This window comes from Sphingopyxis sp. H115, assembly GCF_001468465.1.
Classification (GTDB): Bacteria; Pseudomonadota; Alphaproteobacteria; order Sphingomonadales; family Sphingomonadaceae; genus Sphingopyxis.
Window position 1 is genome coordinate 58,042 of the sequence record NZ_LNSA01000016.1, and the last position, 15,501, is coordinate 73,542.

17 protein-coding genes are annotated in these 15,501 nt (G+C 64.6%); 12 read left to right on the forward strand and 5 right to left on the reverse strand.

Annotation, left to right across the window (positions count from 1 at the left end; translation table 11 throughout):
• Positions 1–18: 18 nt before the first annotated feature.
• Entirely contained in the window at positions 19–1,722 is a 1,704-nt protein-coding gene (locus ATE71_RS12655; RefSeq protein ID WP_058803660.1) for a class I adenylate-forming enzyme family protein, read from the reverse strand.
• Positions 1,723–1,799: 77 nt separating this feature from the next.
• Here ATE71_RS12655 and lgt point away from each other — a divergent pair, with 77 nt between their 5' ends.
• The 6 genes from lgt (at position 1,800) to ATE71_RS12685 (ending at position 7,788) form a co-directional block, all read left to right on the forward strand.
• The gene (gene lgt / locus ATE71_RS12660) at positions 1,800–2,675 is read left to right on the forward strand and encodes a prolipoprotein diacylglyceryl transferase (protein WP_058803661.1); all 876 of its coding nucleotides are present in this window, start codon (positions 1,800–1,802) and stop codon (positions 2,673–2,675) included.
• Positions 2,668–3,732: a class I SAM-dependent methyltransferase gene (locus tag ATE71_RS12665; protein WP_058803662.1), complete on the forward strand. Its 1,065-nt coding sequence runs from the start codon at positions 2,668–2,670 to the stop codon at positions 3,730–3,732. Before lgt ends, ATE71_RS12665 begins: the two co-directional genes overlap by 8 nt.
• On the forward strand, positions 3,729–4,247 hold the full coding sequence (locus ATE71_RS12670) for a GNAT family N-acetyltransferase (RefSeq protein ID WP_058803663.1): 519 nt from the start codon (positions 3,729–3,731) through the stop codon (positions 4,245–4,247). The genes ATE71_RS12665 and ATE71_RS12670 overlap by 4 nt, the downstream gene beginning before the upstream one ends.
• Positions 4,244–5,011 (forward strand): peptidoglycan editing factor PgeF, encoded by a 768-nt coding sequence (pgeF, locus tag ATE71_RS12675; protein WP_058803664.1) that lies wholly within the window; start codon positions 4,244–4,246, stop codon positions 5,009–5,011. Before ATE71_RS12670 ends, pgeF begins: the two co-directional genes overlap by 4 nt.
• A gap of 8 nt (positions 5,012–5,019) precedes the next feature.
• A complete protein-coding gene (locus ATE71_RS12680; protein WP_058803665.1) occupies positions 5,020–6,426 on the forward strand; it encodes an SLC13 family permease in 1,407 nt (468 codons plus the stop codon).
• 69 nt (positions 6,427–6,495) lie between these two features.
• Positions 6,496–7,788: a cystathionine gamma-synthase family protein gene (locus ATE71_RS12685; RefSeq protein ID WP_058803666.1), complete on the forward strand. Its 1,293-nt coding sequence runs from the start codon at positions 6,496–6,498 to the stop codon at positions 7,786–7,788.
• A gap of 173 nt (positions 7,789–7,961) precedes the next feature.
• Here the strand turns inward: ATE71_RS12685 and ATE71_RS12690 are convergent, their stop codons facing one another.
• Positions 7,962–8,681 (reverse strand): HAD family hydrolase, encoded by a 720-nt coding sequence (locus tag ATE71_RS12690; RefSeq protein WP_082665191.1) that lies wholly within the window; start codon positions 8,679–8,681, stop codon positions 7,962–7,964.
• Between the two features lie 103 nt (positions 8,682–8,784).
• On the opposite strand from ATE71_RS12690, the gene ATE71_RS12695 reads away from it, so the two are divergent.
• The 6 genes from ATE71_RS12695 (at position 8,785) to ATE71_RS12720 (ending at position 13,767) form a co-directional block, all read left to right on the forward strand.
• Positions 8,785–9,891, forward strand: a complete 1,107-nt coding sequence (locus ATE71_RS12695; RefSeq protein ID WP_058803667.1) for an ABC transporter permease — start codon at positions 8,785–8,787, stop codon at positions 9,889–9,891.
• The gene (locus tag ATE71_RS12700) at positions 9,891–10,757 is read left to right on the forward strand and encodes an ABC transporter ATP-binding protein (RefSeq protein ID WP_058803668.1); all 867 of its coding nucleotides are present in this window, start codon (positions 9,891–9,893) and stop codon (positions 10,755–10,757) included. The genes ATE71_RS12695 and ATE71_RS12700 overlap by 1 nt, the downstream gene beginning before the upstream one ends.
• The gene (locus ATE71_RS12705) at positions 10,757–11,698 is read left to right on the forward strand and encodes an MlaD family protein (protein ID WP_058803669.1); all 942 of its coding nucleotides are present in this window, start codon (positions 10,757–10,759) and stop codon (positions 11,696–11,698) included. Before ATE71_RS12700 ends, ATE71_RS12705 begins: the two co-directional genes overlap by 1 nt.
• Before the next feature lie 11 nt (positions 11,699–11,709).
• Complete coding sequence (locus tag ATE71_RS12710) at positions 11,710–12,309, forward strand: ABC-type transport auxiliary lipoprotein family protein (protein ID WP_058803702.1); 600 nt, start codon at positions 11,710–11,712, stop codon at positions 12,307–12,309.
• 102 nt (positions 12,310–12,411) lie between these two features.
• Positions 12,412–13,326 (forward strand): alpha/beta fold hydrolase, encoded by a 915-nt coding sequence (locus tag ATE71_RS12715; protein WP_235588007.1) that lies wholly within the window; start codon positions 12,412–12,414, stop codon positions 13,324–13,326.
• 120 nt (positions 13,327–13,446) lie between these two features.
• On the forward strand, positions 13,447–13,767 hold the full coding sequence (locus tag ATE71_RS12720) for a DMT family transporter (RefSeq protein ID WP_058803670.1): 321 nt from the start codon (positions 13,447–13,449) through the stop codon (positions 13,765–13,767).
• An 83-nt stretch (positions 13,768–13,850) separates the two neighbouring features.
• Here the strand turns inward: ATE71_RS12720 and ATE71_RS12725 are convergent, their stop codons facing one another.
• Genes ATE71_RS12725 through ATE71_RS12735 form a run of 3 tightly spaced genes read right to left on the reverse strand, consistent with a single transcriptional unit; the run spans position 13,851 to position 15,480 of the window.
• Positions 13,851–14,288, reverse strand: a complete 438-nt coding sequence (locus ATE71_RS12725) for a hypothetical protein (RefSeq protein WP_058803704.1) — start codon at positions 14,286–14,288, stop codon at positions 13,851–13,853.
• A 23-nt stretch (positions 14,289–14,311) separates the two neighbouring features.
• Positions 14,312–14,920, reverse strand: a complete 609-nt coding sequence (locus ATE71_RS12730) for a TetR/AcrR family transcriptional regulator (protein ID WP_058803671.1) — start codon at positions 14,918–14,920, stop codon at positions 14,312–14,314.
• Positions 14,921–14,925: 5 nt separating this feature from the next.
• On the reverse strand, positions 14,926–15,480 hold the full coding sequence (locus ATE71_RS12735) for a DUF4287 domain-containing protein (protein ID WP_058803672.1): 555 nt from the start codon (positions 15,478–15,480) through the stop codon (positions 14,926–14,928).
• Positions 15,481–15,501: the final 21 nt, after the last annotated feature.

The window sequence follows — 15,501 nt, forward strand, 5'->3', positions numbered from 1 at the left end:
CTCCTTCCTGCTTTCTGGTTACGCGACGGCCTCCGCCGCATATTCTTCGCGATAGCGAGTGCGCAAGCTGACCTTGTCGATCTTTTCGCTGCCGAGCTTCGGCAGCGCGTCGTTCGACATCCAGATTCGGCACGGCACCTTATAGGGCGCAAGACGGGCGTTGAGGAAGGCAACCAGTTCCTCGGCGGTCACGTTGCTGCCGGGTTTCATCCACACCACCGCGCCGACGCATTCGCCAAGCCGCTCGTCGGGCAGGCCGAACACCGCGCATTCATTGACCTCGGCATGCTCGTAGATCGCCGCCTCGACTTCCTGGCAGCTGATATTCTCACCGCCGCGGATGATGATGTCCTTTTTGCGGTCGACGATGAACAGATAGCCGTCGGCATCAAGATACCCGAGGTCGCCCGAGCGGAAATAGCCATTTTCAAAGAAGGCGGCCTTGGTCGCCGCCTCATTGTTCCAATAGCCTTCGAAATTGCACACCGAACGGATGCAGACTTCGCCGACGCCGCCCTGCTGCACCGGTTCGCCATTATCATCGAGAATCGCGAGGTCGACTAGCGGTTTCGACGCCGGACCCGTCGACAGCGGCTTTTCGACGTAATTTTCATTGATGATGCCGCAGCCGACCGCATTGGTTTCGGTGAGGCCATAGCCGAGGAGCGGCTTCGCCTCGCCCATTTCCGTTGCCAAGCGCCGCACATGCTCGGGCGGGCGCGGCGCGCCGCCGCCGGCGTAGCTCTTGCACGTCGACAGGTCGTAATTCTTGCGGTTCGGGCTTGTGAGGATTTCATAGCTCATCAGCGGCACACCGACGAAATAATTGACCTGCTCATTCTGGATCAGCCGCATCGCCTCGTCGGCATTCCACTTCGGCATCAGCACCAGTTTGCGGCCGAGCGCGAAGCTTTGCAGGAAGACCGGGATTTCGGCGGTGACGTGGAACAAGGGCGTGCAGATCAAGGTTGCGGGCTGGATATCCGACATCTGGCCGTCTTCGGTCAGCAAATGAACGATGCTCGCGGTCTGCGTCACATAGTTGAAGATCGCCTGCACCACTGCCTCGTGCCGCGAATAGGCGCCCTTCGACTGGCCCGTCGATCCCGAGGTAAAGAGGATGGTGGCAAGATCCTGCCCCGTCAGCGTGGGCAGCACGGTCCCCGCGGCGCCCTTCGACGCGATCGGCGCGATCGCTTCGTCGATCGGATGCGCGATATCGAGCGTGACGATTTTCGCGCCATGTTCGATGCCCTCGAGCCGCGCGGCGCGCTGCGGGTCGGCGATCACGAGCTTTGCCTCGCTGTCGATGATCCCCGCGGTGAGTTCGCCGCCCTGCCACCAGCCATTAAGCAAGGTCGCGCAGCCGCCCGCCATCAAGATACCGATATAGGAGACGCACCAGGCGTTGGCGTTGCGCATCGCCAATCCGACGCGGTCACCGCGCTGGACGCCGAAACCATCAACCAACCCCGCCGCGACCTGCCGCGCCGCCAGATAGACCTGCTTGAACGACAGCCGCTCGTCGCCTTCGACAAGAAAGGTCGCGTCGCCATGCTGCGCCGCGAAAAAAGCGACATAATCGGCGAGGTTGGTCGGCGCATTGGTGATGAAGGGAAGCTGTCGGCCGAAGCGTTCGACGGACCCGACCTGGATCGGTCCGCCCGGACCGGTGATCAGATTATAGGCGGCTTCCAGGCGCAAATCGAGCGCTGATGGCATCTTGTATCTCTCCTCTTGGTCTCGCTGGCCTAACCCCTTATGGGGAGGCCTCTCCTGGGGAAGGACCGCGCGACTATATGTTTCTTTTTGCAACCTTAGCCGAAGCAACGCAATATGTGAACTTTCACGATCTGATGGGGGAGAACTCCGAGATCGCGTTCAGCGTCTTCGGCCTGCCGATCCGATGGTATGCGCTCGCTTATCTTGCCGGGATTTTCGTTGGTTACTGGTATCTCTTAAAGCTGATCGCGCAACCCGGCGCCCCGATGGCGCAGCGCCACGCCGACGACATGATCTTCTGGGCGATGCTCGGGATCATCCTCGGTGGGCGCCTCGGCTATGTGCTGTTCTACAACCTCGAGGCCTACATCGACAATCCGGTCACGATCTTCAAATTGTGGGACGGAGGCATGTCGCTCCACGGCGGGGTGATGGGCGTACTAACCGCGATCTGGTATGTTACCCGGAAGGAAAAGCTAAGCTTCCTGCGCTTCTGCGACTATATCGCGTGCGTCGTTCCCTTCGGTCTTTTCTTTGGCCGCCTCGCCAATTTCGTGAACGGCGAACTGTGGGGTCGTGTATCCTATGTCCCTTGGGCGATGGTCTTTCCCGGCAACGCCGGCCCCGAACCGCGCCACCCGAGCCAGCTTTATGAAGCGGGGCTGGAAGGCATCGTGATGTTCGCAATCCTCGCCTTCTGCTTCTGGCGCACCGATGCACGCTACAAGCCGGGCTTCTTGTTCGGCCTCGCAGCGATCATCTATGGCCTCAGCCGCTTTGCGGTCGAGTTCGTGCGCGAACCCGACGCCCAGCTTGGCACGCTGTCGTGGGGCCTGACGATGGGGCAGACGCTGACCGTCCCGATGCTGCTCGCCGGTGTCTGGCTCGTCGCGACCGCGAAGGGACGCCGCCAGCGGATCGAACCGGTGGCCGGAACCGACAGCATTGCGTGACGGCCCGCCGACCCCGGACCAACTGATCGCCCGAATCGCGGCCACCCGACCCGTCACGGTCGCCGACTATATGGCCGCCGCGAACGCGCATTATTATGCGACGCGCGACCCGCTCGGCGCAGCGGGGGATTTTACGACCGCACCGGAAATCAGCCAGATGTTCGGCGAAATGGTCGGCATCTGGATCGCCGACCTGTGGAGCCGCGCGGGCATCCCCGCGTTCCACTATGTCGAGCTTGGCCCCGGCCGCGGCACGCTTGCCGCCGATGCGCTGCGCACGATGGCGCGCTTCGGCTGCGAACCCATTGGCGTCCACCTTGTCGAGACCAGCCCGGCGCTGCGCGCGGCGCAACTTGCGCGCCTGCCCGCGGCCACGCACCATGACGAGGTCGATGCACTGCCCCATGACGCGCCGCTCGTCATCGTAGCGAACGAGTTTTTCGACGCGCTGCCGATCCATCAATATATTCGCACGGCGGACGGCTGGCGCGAGCTTATGGTCGAGCGCGCGGGCGACGCGCGCGTGGCCGTCGCGGGCGACGTTCCGGCCGACGAGGCCATTCCGACGGCGCTGCGCGGCGCGGCCAAAGGCGCAATCGTCGAAACCATGCCCGTCGCCGCGGCGATCATGCAGCGCTGCGCCTTCCGCCTTTCGCGGCAGGGTGGCGCGATGCTGGCGGTTGACTATGGCTATAGCGGGCCCGCCGCGGGCGACACGTTGCAGGCGGTCAAGGCGCACCGCTTTGCCGACCCCTTCGCTGATCCGGGCGAGGTCGACCTGACGGCGCATGTCGATTTCACGACGCTGGCCGATGCCGCGCGTGGCGCGGGCGTAGCCGTGACCCCGCTCGCGACGCAGGGCGAGTGGCTGAGGCGGCTGGGCATCGACGCGCGGCTGCAATCGCTTGCCACCGCTACGCCCGCCCGCGCCGACGAATTGCAGGGCCAGCGCGATCGGCTGGTCGATCCCGGCGCAATGGGCGATCTGTTCAAGGTGTTGGCCTTCACCGCACCCAGCTGGCCCACCCCCGCAGGATTCAAAGGAGACGCCGCATGACCGCCATTCAACTGGCGACGCCCGGAGATGCCGAGGCGATCGCCGCCTTTGCCAACGGGTCATTCACGCACACCTTCGGACATATCTACGACCCCGCCGACCTCGCGAGCTTCCTTGCCGACTGGAACCCGCCTGAGCGCGTGCGCGCACAGATCGCGAGCGACGACCATGACATCGCCCTCGTCCGCGACGCGGCGGGGGCGATCCTCGGCTATATAAAGATGGGGCCGCTCGATTTCGACCTGCCCGAGGGTCAGCCGACCGACAGCGCGGTCGAACTGCACCAGCTCTATGTGGACGAAGCCGCCAAGGGGACGGGCGTTGCGGCGGCGTTGATGGACTGGGGTATCGACTGGGCGCGTGGGCGCGCCGCCATCCTCTACCTCAGCGTCTTCACCGAGAACGACCGCGCGCAGGCCTTTTACCGTCGCTACGGCTTTTACGACGTCGGCCGCAACGCCTTTCGCGTCGGCAATCATATCGACGAAGACCGCTTTTTCAGGCTCGACCTGTGAGCGCGCCTTTCGTTACGGCCCCCACACTGGGCGGCATTGCCCACGGCTTTTTCGGGCGCCGCGGTGGCGTCTCGGCAGGCGATCTTGCCTCGCTCAACTGCGGGCTCGGATCGGGTGACGATCCGGCGCTGATCGCAGAAAATCGCCGGCGCGTCGCCAACGCCATGCTTCCTGGCGCGACGGTGACCGGTCTCTATCAGGTGCATGGCGCTCGCTGCGTCATTGTCGATGCAAACAGCGATCTTGCCGAACGGCCCGAAGCCGATGCGATGGCGACGCGCGTCCCGGATATCCTGCTCGGCATATTGACCGCCGACTGCGTCCCCGTGCTGTTCGCCGATCGCGAAGCCGGGGTCGTCGGCGCGGCGCATGCCGGATGGAAAGGCGCGATCGCGGGGATCACAGACTCGACGCTCGATGCGATGGAAAGCCTCGGCGCGCGGCGCCCCAACATCGCAGCCGCGATCGGCCCATGTATCGGCCGCGCCTCCTATGAGGTCGACGAGGGCTTCGTGCAGCGTTTCCTTGACCACGACCCCGCGAATGAGCGCTTCTTCGCCGCGGCCAAGCCCGACCATGCGATGTTCGACATCGCCGCCTATGTCGCTGCGCGCCTCGCCGCAGCGGGCGTCACGCGAATTGCCATCGGCGGGCAGGACACCTATGCCGAGAGCGAGCATTATTTCAGCTATCGCCGCGCGTGCCATAAAGGAGAAAACACCTATGGCCGCCAATTGTCGGTGATCGGACTGTCGGGAGGATAAGAGGCAAGATGACGCGCACGCGCTGGTTGGGTTTGATCGGCGGCCTCGTCGTCTTTTGCACCATACTCCTCCTCCCTGCCCCCGCCGGCATGGAACTCACCGCCTGGCGCGTGGCGGCCCTCACCGTCTTGATGGCGATCTGGTGGATGACCGAGGCGCTGCCGCTCACCGTCACCGCACTCCTCCCCTTCCTCACCGTCCCAGCCTTCGGGGTGATGGACGCCAATGCCATCGCCAAGGAATATTATTCGCCGATCCTGTTCCTGATCCTCGGCGGCGCCTTCCTCGCGCTCGCAATCGAGCGCGTCGGGCTGCACCGGCGGCTCGCGCTCGCGCTCTTGAAACGCGCCTCGCCGACTGCATCGGGTCTGCTCTTTGCCTTCATGGCGGCGACCGCGCTGCTCAGCATGTTCATCTCGAACACCTCGACGACGCTCATCATGATCCCGATCGCGCTCGCCGTCGTGCGCGCGGGCGGCGTGCAGGAGGGCGAGACGAACGGCTTTGCCGGCGCAGTGATGATGGGCATCGCCTTTGCCGCATCGATCGGCGGGCTCGGTACGCTGGTCGGCAGCCCCACCAACGCGATTGCCGCGGGGCTGATCGAAAAGGCGCTGGGTTTGCGCATCTCCTTTCTCGACTGGATGATCTACGGCATCCCCGTCGTGCTGCTTGCTACCCCTGCCGCGATGGTCGTCGTCGCGCACGTCCAGCGCTTGTCGGCCAATTCCTTCGACGGACAAGGCGCCGCTGCGGCGCTCGGCAATCAGGCGATATGGTCGACCGCCGAACGCCGCGTCGTTCCCGTCTTTCTGCTCGTCCTGATCGCCTGGATCGCGCAGCCGTGGCTCGAACCCTTCCTGCCGGGCGGCGCCTTGACCGACGGCACGATTGCGGTGGCGGGCAGTCTTTTGCTCTTCATCCTGCCCGACGGCACGGGGCGGCCGCTCCTCGTGTGGAAAGAGGCCGACCGCGCGCCGTGGGGCGTCATCATGATGTTCGGCGGCGGTCTCGCCCTCGCCGCGGCGATCACCGCGAGCGGCCTCGCGGCCTGGCTCGGTGCCGTCCTCGCGCCGCTCGGCAGCATCCCGACGATCGCCCTCGCGGCGATCATCGTCGCGCTCACCATCCTGATCACCGAATTTGCGAGCAATGTGGCAACGGCGAGCGGCATCATGCCCGTGCTCGCCGCGCTGATCGCAGCGACCGGTGCCGACCCGATCCTGCTCGCGCTGCCCGTCGCCATGGCCGCCAGCTGGGGCTTCATGCTGCCGTCGGGCACCGGCCCCAACGCGCTCGCCTGGGCGACCGGCCATATCGCGCTGCCGCGCATATTGAAAGCGGGGCTCGCGCTCGACATCATCGGCGTGCCGCTGTTGATCGGCGTCGTCTGGGCTATCGCGATGCTGGGATAGTCCGCGCAATATAGTTTCAAACGAAACTTGGCGCGTTATAAGGGCGGCAACATTCAAGGAGCATCCCCCATGGCCATGCGCGGCAAACCCAAGACCAACAACAAGAAAATCGGCGACAAGGACCTCAGCCCCGCAACGCTGATGATGGGACTCGGCTATGATCCGGTGCTGTCCGAAGGATCGCTGAAGCCGCCGATCTTCCTGACCTCGACCTTCGCCTTCGAAAGCGCGGCAGCGGGCAAGCGCTTTTTCGAGCATATCACTGGCAAGCGCGAAGGGCCCGCCGACGGGCTCGTCTATTCGCGTTTCAACGGTCCCAATCAGGAAATCCTCGAGGATCGCCTCGCCGTGTGGGACGGCGCCGACGACAGCCTTGTTTTTTCGAGCGGCATGTCGGCGATCGCGACCCTGCTCCTCGCGCTCGTCGGCCAGAACGACGTGATCGTCCATTCGGGACCGCTCTATGCCGCGACCGAAACGCTGATTGCGCGTATCCTGTCGCGCTTCGGCGTCAGCTTCGTCGACTTCCCCGCCGGCGCGACGCGCGACGAACTCGACGCGATTCTGGAACGTGCCAAGGCATTGGCGTCCGAAAAGGGCGGAAAGGTCGCGCTCGTCTATCTCGAAAGCCCGGCGAACCCGACCAACGCGCTCGTCGATGTCGAGGCGGTGCGCGCCGCGCGCGATACCGCCTTCCCCGGCGAGGCCAAGCCCGCGATAGCAATCGACAATACGTTTCTTGGACCGCTTTGGCAGAAGCCGCTGAATCAGGGCGCCGAACTCGTCGTCTATAGCCTCACCAAATATGCCGGCGGCCATTCGGACCTCGTCGCGGGCGGGGTGTCGGGCGACCAGGCGCTGATCAACGCGATCCGCCCGATGCGCAACACGATCGGCACCATCTGCGACCCCAACACCGCATGGATGCTGCTCCGCAGTCTCGAAACGCTCGAACTCAGGATGAGCCGCGCGGGCGAAAATGCGCTGAAGGTCTGTACGTACCTCCGGGATCATCCGAAGGTCGAAGGGCTCGGCTACCTCGGCTTCATCAGCGACGCGCGGCAGAAGGATATTTTCGACCGCCACTGCACCGGTGCCGGATCGACCTTTTCGCTGTTCATCAAGGGCGGCGAGGAAGAAAGCTTCCGCTTCCTCGACGCGCTCAAGATCGCCAAGCTCGCGGTCAGCCTTGGCGGCACCGAGACGCTCGCGAGCCATCCCGCCGCGATGACCCACCTGTCGGTGCCGCAGGAACGCAAGACCGCGCTCGGCATCACCGACAACCTCGTGCGCGTGTCGATCGGAATCGAGGATGCCGACGACCTGATCGCCGACTTCGCGCAGGCGCTGGACGCCGTCTGACGGCAGCCATCGCCCTCCTGACCTTAAAGCCACAAAAGCCCCGCATGTGCGGGTTGGAATTGTGTCCTTTGTGGCTTTAAGGTGGCGCGCTACATACCCGCAGAATCGGCCATCGCGGATCGGTGTCGGCGTCATTCCACGACGCTAATCCCCCGCGATTTCGTAGGACAGCGCTATTTGCGGGCGCGCCAGTCGACGACCTGCCATCCCATTTTCGGCGCAAGCTGTTTCAGCCTGCGCGACGGGGTCGTTGCGACCGCCTCGTCGGCGAAACGCAGCATCGGGTGATCGGAGACATGGTCCGAATAAGCACGGACATGCGCCTGTTCGCGCGTGATTTCGTTTGCCGCGAGCCAGTCCGAAATACGCGCGAACTTTGCCTCGCCATAGCAATTGTCGCCAGCGAGGCGCGCGTGGATATGGTCGGCGCCATCGGGCTCGTCGAGCCGGGTCGCGAGGACATCGTCCATCCCGAGCCGCCGCGCGATCGCATCGACATAAAGATGGAAGGACGCCGTCGCGAGAAGCAGCCGATACCCCGCCTCGCGGTCAGCGGCGATCTGTTCGAGCGCCGCAGGGTGCAATCCGCGGGCGATCACCTTGTCGGCATAGCTTTCGGCAAGCGGCGCGATTTCGGTGCGGCGAAAGCGCTTGCCGACAAGCAAGCGGAGATTGATCGCCTTCAGCCGCGAGCGGTCGATCAGTCGCAGCGACCAGGCCACGCCAGCAAGGGCGACAAGCGGGAGAAGCAGCAGCCGCCATTGCTGGCGTTGCCGCGCAACATGCATGAGGAACCCGCTGTAAGTGCCTGAACGCGTTATCGTCCGGTCCATATCGTACATCGCGACACGGTGCGCATAGTCTCGGATCGGCGTGGCGGGCGGGTCATCCATGGCCCACCCCATAGTATCGGGCGGCATGGCGGCCAAGAGCAGACAAGCCACGCCATGGATTCACTTGCCGCCGGGGGGTAAATAATACAATGTCGCCCGCACGATGGTGGCCAGGGCGGATTTCGAACATAGCGACGGCGCCGGGGGCGCCGAGGTTCGCTTCACCGGTCGGCTGACACTGGCGCGCCTGGGGGATGTCCCCGCGCGCCTCGAAGCGCTCGGCCAGATCGCGACGCTCGACCTTTCGGCGCTCGAACGCATCGATACCGTCGGCGCGTGGATCGTGACCCGGACGGTCAACGAACATGGCGCGAAAATCGTCGGCGCCAGCCCCGAAGCCGAGCGGTTGCTCGAAGCGCTCGCCAGCGACAAGAGCGAATATCGCGTCCATCGCGACCGGCGTCCGGCATGGGTCCGCATGCTCGAACAGGTCGGCACCGCCAGCACCGCCGTCTGGCATGAGCTGCTAGGCATCGTGGGCTTTTTCGGCGCGATGATCGTCGCGCTCGGCATCCAGATTCGCGCGCGGCGCCGCCTGCGCTGGAACGCCGTGGTCACGCGATTCCAGACCGTCGGCGTCGATGCGCTGCCGATCATCGGGCTCATGAGCTTCCTGATCGGGATCGTGATCGCGCAGCAGGGGGCGGTGCAGCTCGAACAATTCGGGCTCGAGGTGTTCACGATCAACCTTGTCGGCCGCGCGTCGATCCGCGAGCTTGGCCTGCTGATGACCGCGATCATGGTCGCCGGCCGATCGGGATCGGCCTTTGCCGCACAGATCGGCACGATGAAACTGACCGAAGAGGTCGATGCGATGCGGACGATCGGCGTGTCGCCGATGGAAGCGATCGTGCTACCCCGCGTCGCGGCCTCGACGATCACCATGCCGCTGCTCGGCTTTTACGCCAGCCTCTGCGCGATCGCCGGCGGCGGCGCCTTTGTCTGGATCGGGCTCGACATTCCGCCGCTCACCTATATCCAGCGACTGCGCGAAATCATCCCGATGACCGATTTCTGGATCATGCTGATCAAGGCGCCGGTGTTCGGCATATTGATTGGCGTCACCGGTTGTTACGAAGGCATGCAGGTTCGCCAGAATGCCGAGGAAGTCGGCAAGCGCACGACCTCGGCGGTGGTGGCCGCGATCTTCCTCGTCATTGTGCTCGACGCCCTGTTCGCCGTCTTTTTCTCTTCGCTCGGATGGAATTGATGAGCGACGAAGACCCGAACGATATCAGCGAAGAGCTTGCCGCGGCCGACGCCGTGCGCCCCGAAAAGTTCGAGAATGCGATCTGCATTCGCGGGCTGAGGAACCAGTTCGGCGACGCGGTGATTCACGACGGGCTCGACCTCGACGTCCGATCGGGCGAGATATTGGGCGTCGTCGGCGGATCGGGTACTGGCAAGTCGGTGCTGATGCGTTCGATCATTGGGCTCCAGATCCCCACCGCGGGCGAGATCGAAGTCTATGGCAAGACGCTCGACACGATCGCCGACGAAGAGGAATCGCGCGACCTGCGCCGGCGCTGGGGGGTGATGTTCCAAGGCGGCGCGCTCTTCTCGACACTGAGCGTCGCAGAGAATATCCAGGTCCCCTTGCGCGAATTCTACCCGCGGCTCGACCAGCGGCTGCTCGACGAGATTGCCGCCTACAAGGTCGCGATGGTCGGCCTGCCCCCCGATGCGGGTCCCAAATATCCCGCCGAACTGTCGGGCGGCATGGTCAAGCGCGCGGGCCTCGCGCGCGCGCTCGCGCTCGACCCGGCGCTCTTGTTCCTCGACGAACCGACCGCGGGGCTCGACCCGATCGGCGCCGCCAAATTCGACGAACTGATCCGCGAACTTGCCGACACGATGGGCCTCACCGTCTTTCTCATCACGCACGATCTCGACTCGCTCTATGCAACCTGCGACCGGGTTGCGGTATTGGCAGAAAAGAAGGTGATCGCCGTCGGAACGATCCCCGAACTGCTTGCCACCGAGCATCCGTGGATACAGGATTATTTCAATGGCCCCCGCGGGCGCGCAGCGGCAGGCTGCAACATCGCCACCGAGCGGCAGGATAGGAAAAGCTGATGGAAACACGGTCGAACAATGTGCTCGTCGGCGCTTTCGTCCTCTTCTTCACTGCGGCACTCGCCTTTTTCGTCGTCTGGCTCGCCAACGACAGTGGCGGCGCCAAGCGCGAATATGATATATTTTTCAAACAGTCGGTCGACGGGCTGAACAAGGGCGCACAGGTCCAGTTTTCGGGTGTGCCGTCGGGGCAGGTGCGCGAAATCGCGCTGTGGCCCGACGATCCGCAGTTCGTCCGCGTACGCATCGAGGTAGATGAGGGCGTGCCCGTCCTGCAAGGCACGACCGCCGCGCTGGAAGGCGTCGGCTTTACCGGCGTGTCGCAGATTTCGTTGTCGGGCGCGGTCAAGGGCGCGCCGCCGATCGCCGACAAGGGGCCCGCGGGCAAGCCGGTGATCCCCGCGCGCGTCGGCGGCCTCGGCGAACTGCTCAACACCGCGCCGCAATTGCTCCAGCGCCTGTCGACGCTGACCGAACGCCTCGCCGAACTCGCCGACGACGAAAATCAGGCGAGCCTTCGCGGGATCCTGAACAATGTAGAGGCTTCAACGGCGATCCTCGCGCGCAACGGGCCCGCGATCGAACGCGCGCTCGCCGATACGCGCATCGCGATCCAGCAGACGGGCAACGCCGCCGAGCAGATCGGCAACCTCGCCGCGTCGGCACAGGGAACGATCGACCGCAATGTCGATCCCGCGATGGCCAACCTGCGCGACACGCTGAAATCGGCCAATTCGTCGATGGCGACGCTCGAGGCGGCGATTTCCGACGCGCGCCCGGGGCTCAAGACCTTCAGCGAAACGACGATCCCTGAGGCGAACGCCCTGATCCGCGACCTGCGCCGCACCTCCGCCTCGCTGTCCAGCCTGACCGACAAGCTCGACCAGCAGGGCGCTGGCGCGATCATCGGCGGCAGCAAGCTGCCCGATTACAAGCAATGAGGACCGATATCATGATCCGCCGCCTTCGTGCTCCGCTGCTCGCCGCCGTCGCCACCGTCTCGCTGTCGGCGTGCATCGGCCTCGGCGGCAAGACGCCGCCCTTCCTGTTGACGCTCGATGCCGAGGCGGCACCGGCGGCCGGCGGCGCGCGCACCGCGTCCGAAGCCGCGACATTGACGATCCTGATCCCGACCGCGCCGCAAAAGCTGCGCACCACGCGCATCCCGGTGCAGCAGGACGGGGCCAGCGTGACCTATGTAAAGGACGCGCAATGGGTCGAGGCGCCGTCGCGGCTGTTCCAGCGGCTCGTTTCCGAAACCGTGTCGGCGCGGACGTCGCGCGTCGTGCTCGACGAGGGCCAATATCTGACTGCCCCGGGCGAGCAGTTGGCTGGACAATTGATGGAATTCGGCGTCGATGCCGCCACCAACGAGGTCGTCGTCGTCTATCAGGCAATGCTGGTGGCGGCGGGCGGCAAGACGGTGACCCAGCGGCGGTTCGAGGCACGCGAGGCGATCGGCGGCAAGGTCGAGGCCAAACCAGTCGGCGAGGCGCTCACGCGCGCGGCGAACAAGGTCGCGGGCGAGGTGAGCGATTGGCTGGGCGCATAGGAAGCTTTCCGTCCGCCGTAGCATTTTCGATTACCTGACGGGTAATCGCTTCGGGTCGATGCTCGCCCTATCGTCTCTCCATCGTTTTGACAGGAGAGACAGATGAACCGCCGCCAGATCATGTCGTTCGCGGGCCTCGCCGCGGCGGGCGCGCTTGTGGCGCCGCCGCGCAGTCATGCTGCCCTGCCCGCAGCAAAACGGTCCGCCGAAAGCTTCGTCGCCGCGAAAGACGGAACGTCGCTGTTCGTCCGCGACTGGGGTGCGGGCAAACCCGTTCTGTTCCTCGCGGGATGGGCGCTGCCGTCAGATTTCTGGGGCTATCAGATGTTGGCGGTGGCTCGGAAGGGCTATCGCGCCATTGCCTATGACCGCCGCGGGCATGGCCGTTCGGCCGACCCCGGGCGCGGCTATGACCATGACACGCTCGCCGACGATCTGGCGTCGATCATCGGCGCCCTGGCGCTCGACGGGGTCACTATCGTCGCGCATTCGATGGGCGGGACCGAGGTCGCGCGCTATTTCGCCCGGCACGGCGGACGCGGCGTCGCGCGCGTCATCCTCGTCGGTACGATCACGCCCTGCCTGGTCAAACGTCCCGACAATCCGGACGGCATCGACCCGGCAACGCTCGCCGCCGGTGCCGACCTGCTCGCGCGCGATTTCCCGGCATGGGTCGCAGCAAATACCAAGCCGTTTTTCACCCCCGACACCTCGGGCGCCATGGTGGCGTGGGGCCAGAATATGATGATGTCGACCTCGCTGTTCGGGGCGGTGCAGCTAGCGCAGGCCAATTTCGCCACCGATTTCCGCGCCGACGTGCGACGGATCGGGGTGCCGGCGTTGGTCGTGCATGGCGACCGCGACGCCTCTGCACCGCTGGCGATAACCGCGAGGGCGACCGCAGCGCTGCTGCCCGATGCGATCCTCAGCATTTATGAAGGCGCACCGCACGGCCTGCCGCTGACGCATGTCGAACGCCTCAATGCCGAGATCCTTGCGTTTATGGCAAAGGCGTAAGCACACCGGCGGGTTGCCATTTCGCCTGACCGGCCTTAAGGGCACCCGCCTGCGTAGCCTCTTCCGGGTTTCCGGTTGCGCCCTATCCTTTCGAGCCCGCGCACTTGAAAGGACCGTCCTATGGCGTGGGTCATCCTCGCGATCGCCGTTGTTACTGAAATCATCTGGGCGCTGAGCCTGAAATGGGCCGCGACGATCGGATCGTGGCAGGCGTCGATCGTCCCCATATCGCTGAGTTTCCTCAACATGGCGCTGCTCGCCTTTGCGATGCGCGGCATCTCCGCCGGCACCGCTTATGCCATCTGGACCGGGCTGGGCGCGGTCGGCGTGATCATCGGCGGCATCGTGTGGTTCGGCGAGAAGGTGAACGGTGTCCAGATCGGCTTCATGACGCTGATCGTCATCGGCGTCGTGGGCACCAAACTATTTTCCGCAAATTGAGCGGCGCGCTACCATTCAGCCGTCGTCGAAGATGCCCCCCCTCCCGACGTAAGCCGGGACGGCGCGCTGCCATCACACGGGCTTTAGCGCAAAACGCCCTTTGCCTTCATCGCCCGCGCATAGAAGAACAGCGCCAGCATGATCACCCAGATCGCCGCCGTCACGATGATCGCCACATTCTGGAACAGCGCACGGGTCGTTTCGCCATTCAGCACGTGCTGATATAGGGTCGATCCCGCGAGGCCTGCTATCGACAGGAAATAGGCGGTCACCGCGTGGCGCGAGCGAAAGAGCAGCAGCACCGAGCCGATGAAGGCGCCGAAACCGCCAAGCGCCCAGCAGATGTCGGCCCACAAGGGGGCGCCGAGAATGAAGCTGCGCTGACCGGCCGTCAGCGGCGACAACCAGAACTCATTCTCCAGCTGGGTTAATATGAAATCGACCGCCGGGAAAGCGTTCACCAATATCGCGAGTATCCCCACAACCCACAGGTGCAAGGGCGTTTTAACGGCGTCCGTCATAATCATCTCCCCCTCCAGAAAGATCAGGCGAAACTATCATCCTTTGCGCTCGCCAGCAATATGGTGATATAGTCGCGCAATACAGCAATGTTGCGGTCGAAATAACCGATGTCGCGATAGGTGCGTGCCTGCATCACCGCGCCCTCCATCACCGTCAGCACGAACTCGCCGAGCGCCTTGCGGTCGGTCGTCGGCGGCAGCCTGTCGGCGGCGGCCCCGAAACAATCGGCGATCGCCGCCGACCAGTTGGAAAAATTCGCCGCCATCAGCTCGCGTACGACCGGGTCGGGTTCGTGGATTTCGAGCGCGAGGCTGCCGATCGGACAGCCATAGGTGCAGTCGGTGACGATCAGGTGCGTGCGATAACCGCCAAGCAGCGCGAAGATGCGCTCGATCGGGTCGTCGACACCGTCCCAATTGGGCGCGAGCAGCATCTCGTCGATCCCGTCGCGATAAAGTTCGAGCACGCCTACCAGCACGTCCTGCTTGCCCGGAAAGAAGTGATAGAGGCTGCCCGAATGGACCTGGCTGCGCGAGAGGATGTCGGAGACCGAGGTCGAGAGATAGCCCTTCTCCCAGAACAACTCCATCGCGGTCATCAGGATGCGCTGGCGCGTGTCGGCGGCGTTCATATCCTCTAACCTGCCCGATCATAAGCGGTGCGGAGCCAGCCCGCGACGTCATCGCCCGTATCCTCGCCCGCCGCGATCCGCACGCGGTGCGACACCATCGCGTTCCATCCCCCCGCCAATTCGAGCGTGCCCGCCGGCTCCTCGCCTTTCAGCGCGAGGCCGATGTCGAAACGATCCTTGGTCGAGGGCATCAGCAGCGCAAACTGTTTTTTGCGGCGCAGGCTGACATAGCCCTTCTTCGGCGCGAGTTCGACGTCGTCGCCGAACCCCTGCACCAGCGCCACCAGCCGATCGTAAAGCGGCCGCCAATGCGCCTTCGCGCCGTCGAAAGCCGCCGCGACCAGCGCGTCGTCGTCCTGCGACAGCGACGACGACGCGTTCGCCGCATGGACGATCATATTGGCATAGCCGTGGCCGAGCCCATGTTCGGATTTGAGGTGGTTCACCAGCGCCATATGGCCGGCGATCCCGGTCGCGCGCGCGGCGGCGACCCATTCGTCGAGCCCTTTGCCCGTCTTTGCCCGCAGCGTCTCGCCGATCTTCTCGAATTCGTCGGCCATCGGCGTCCTCCCTCGTCAAGA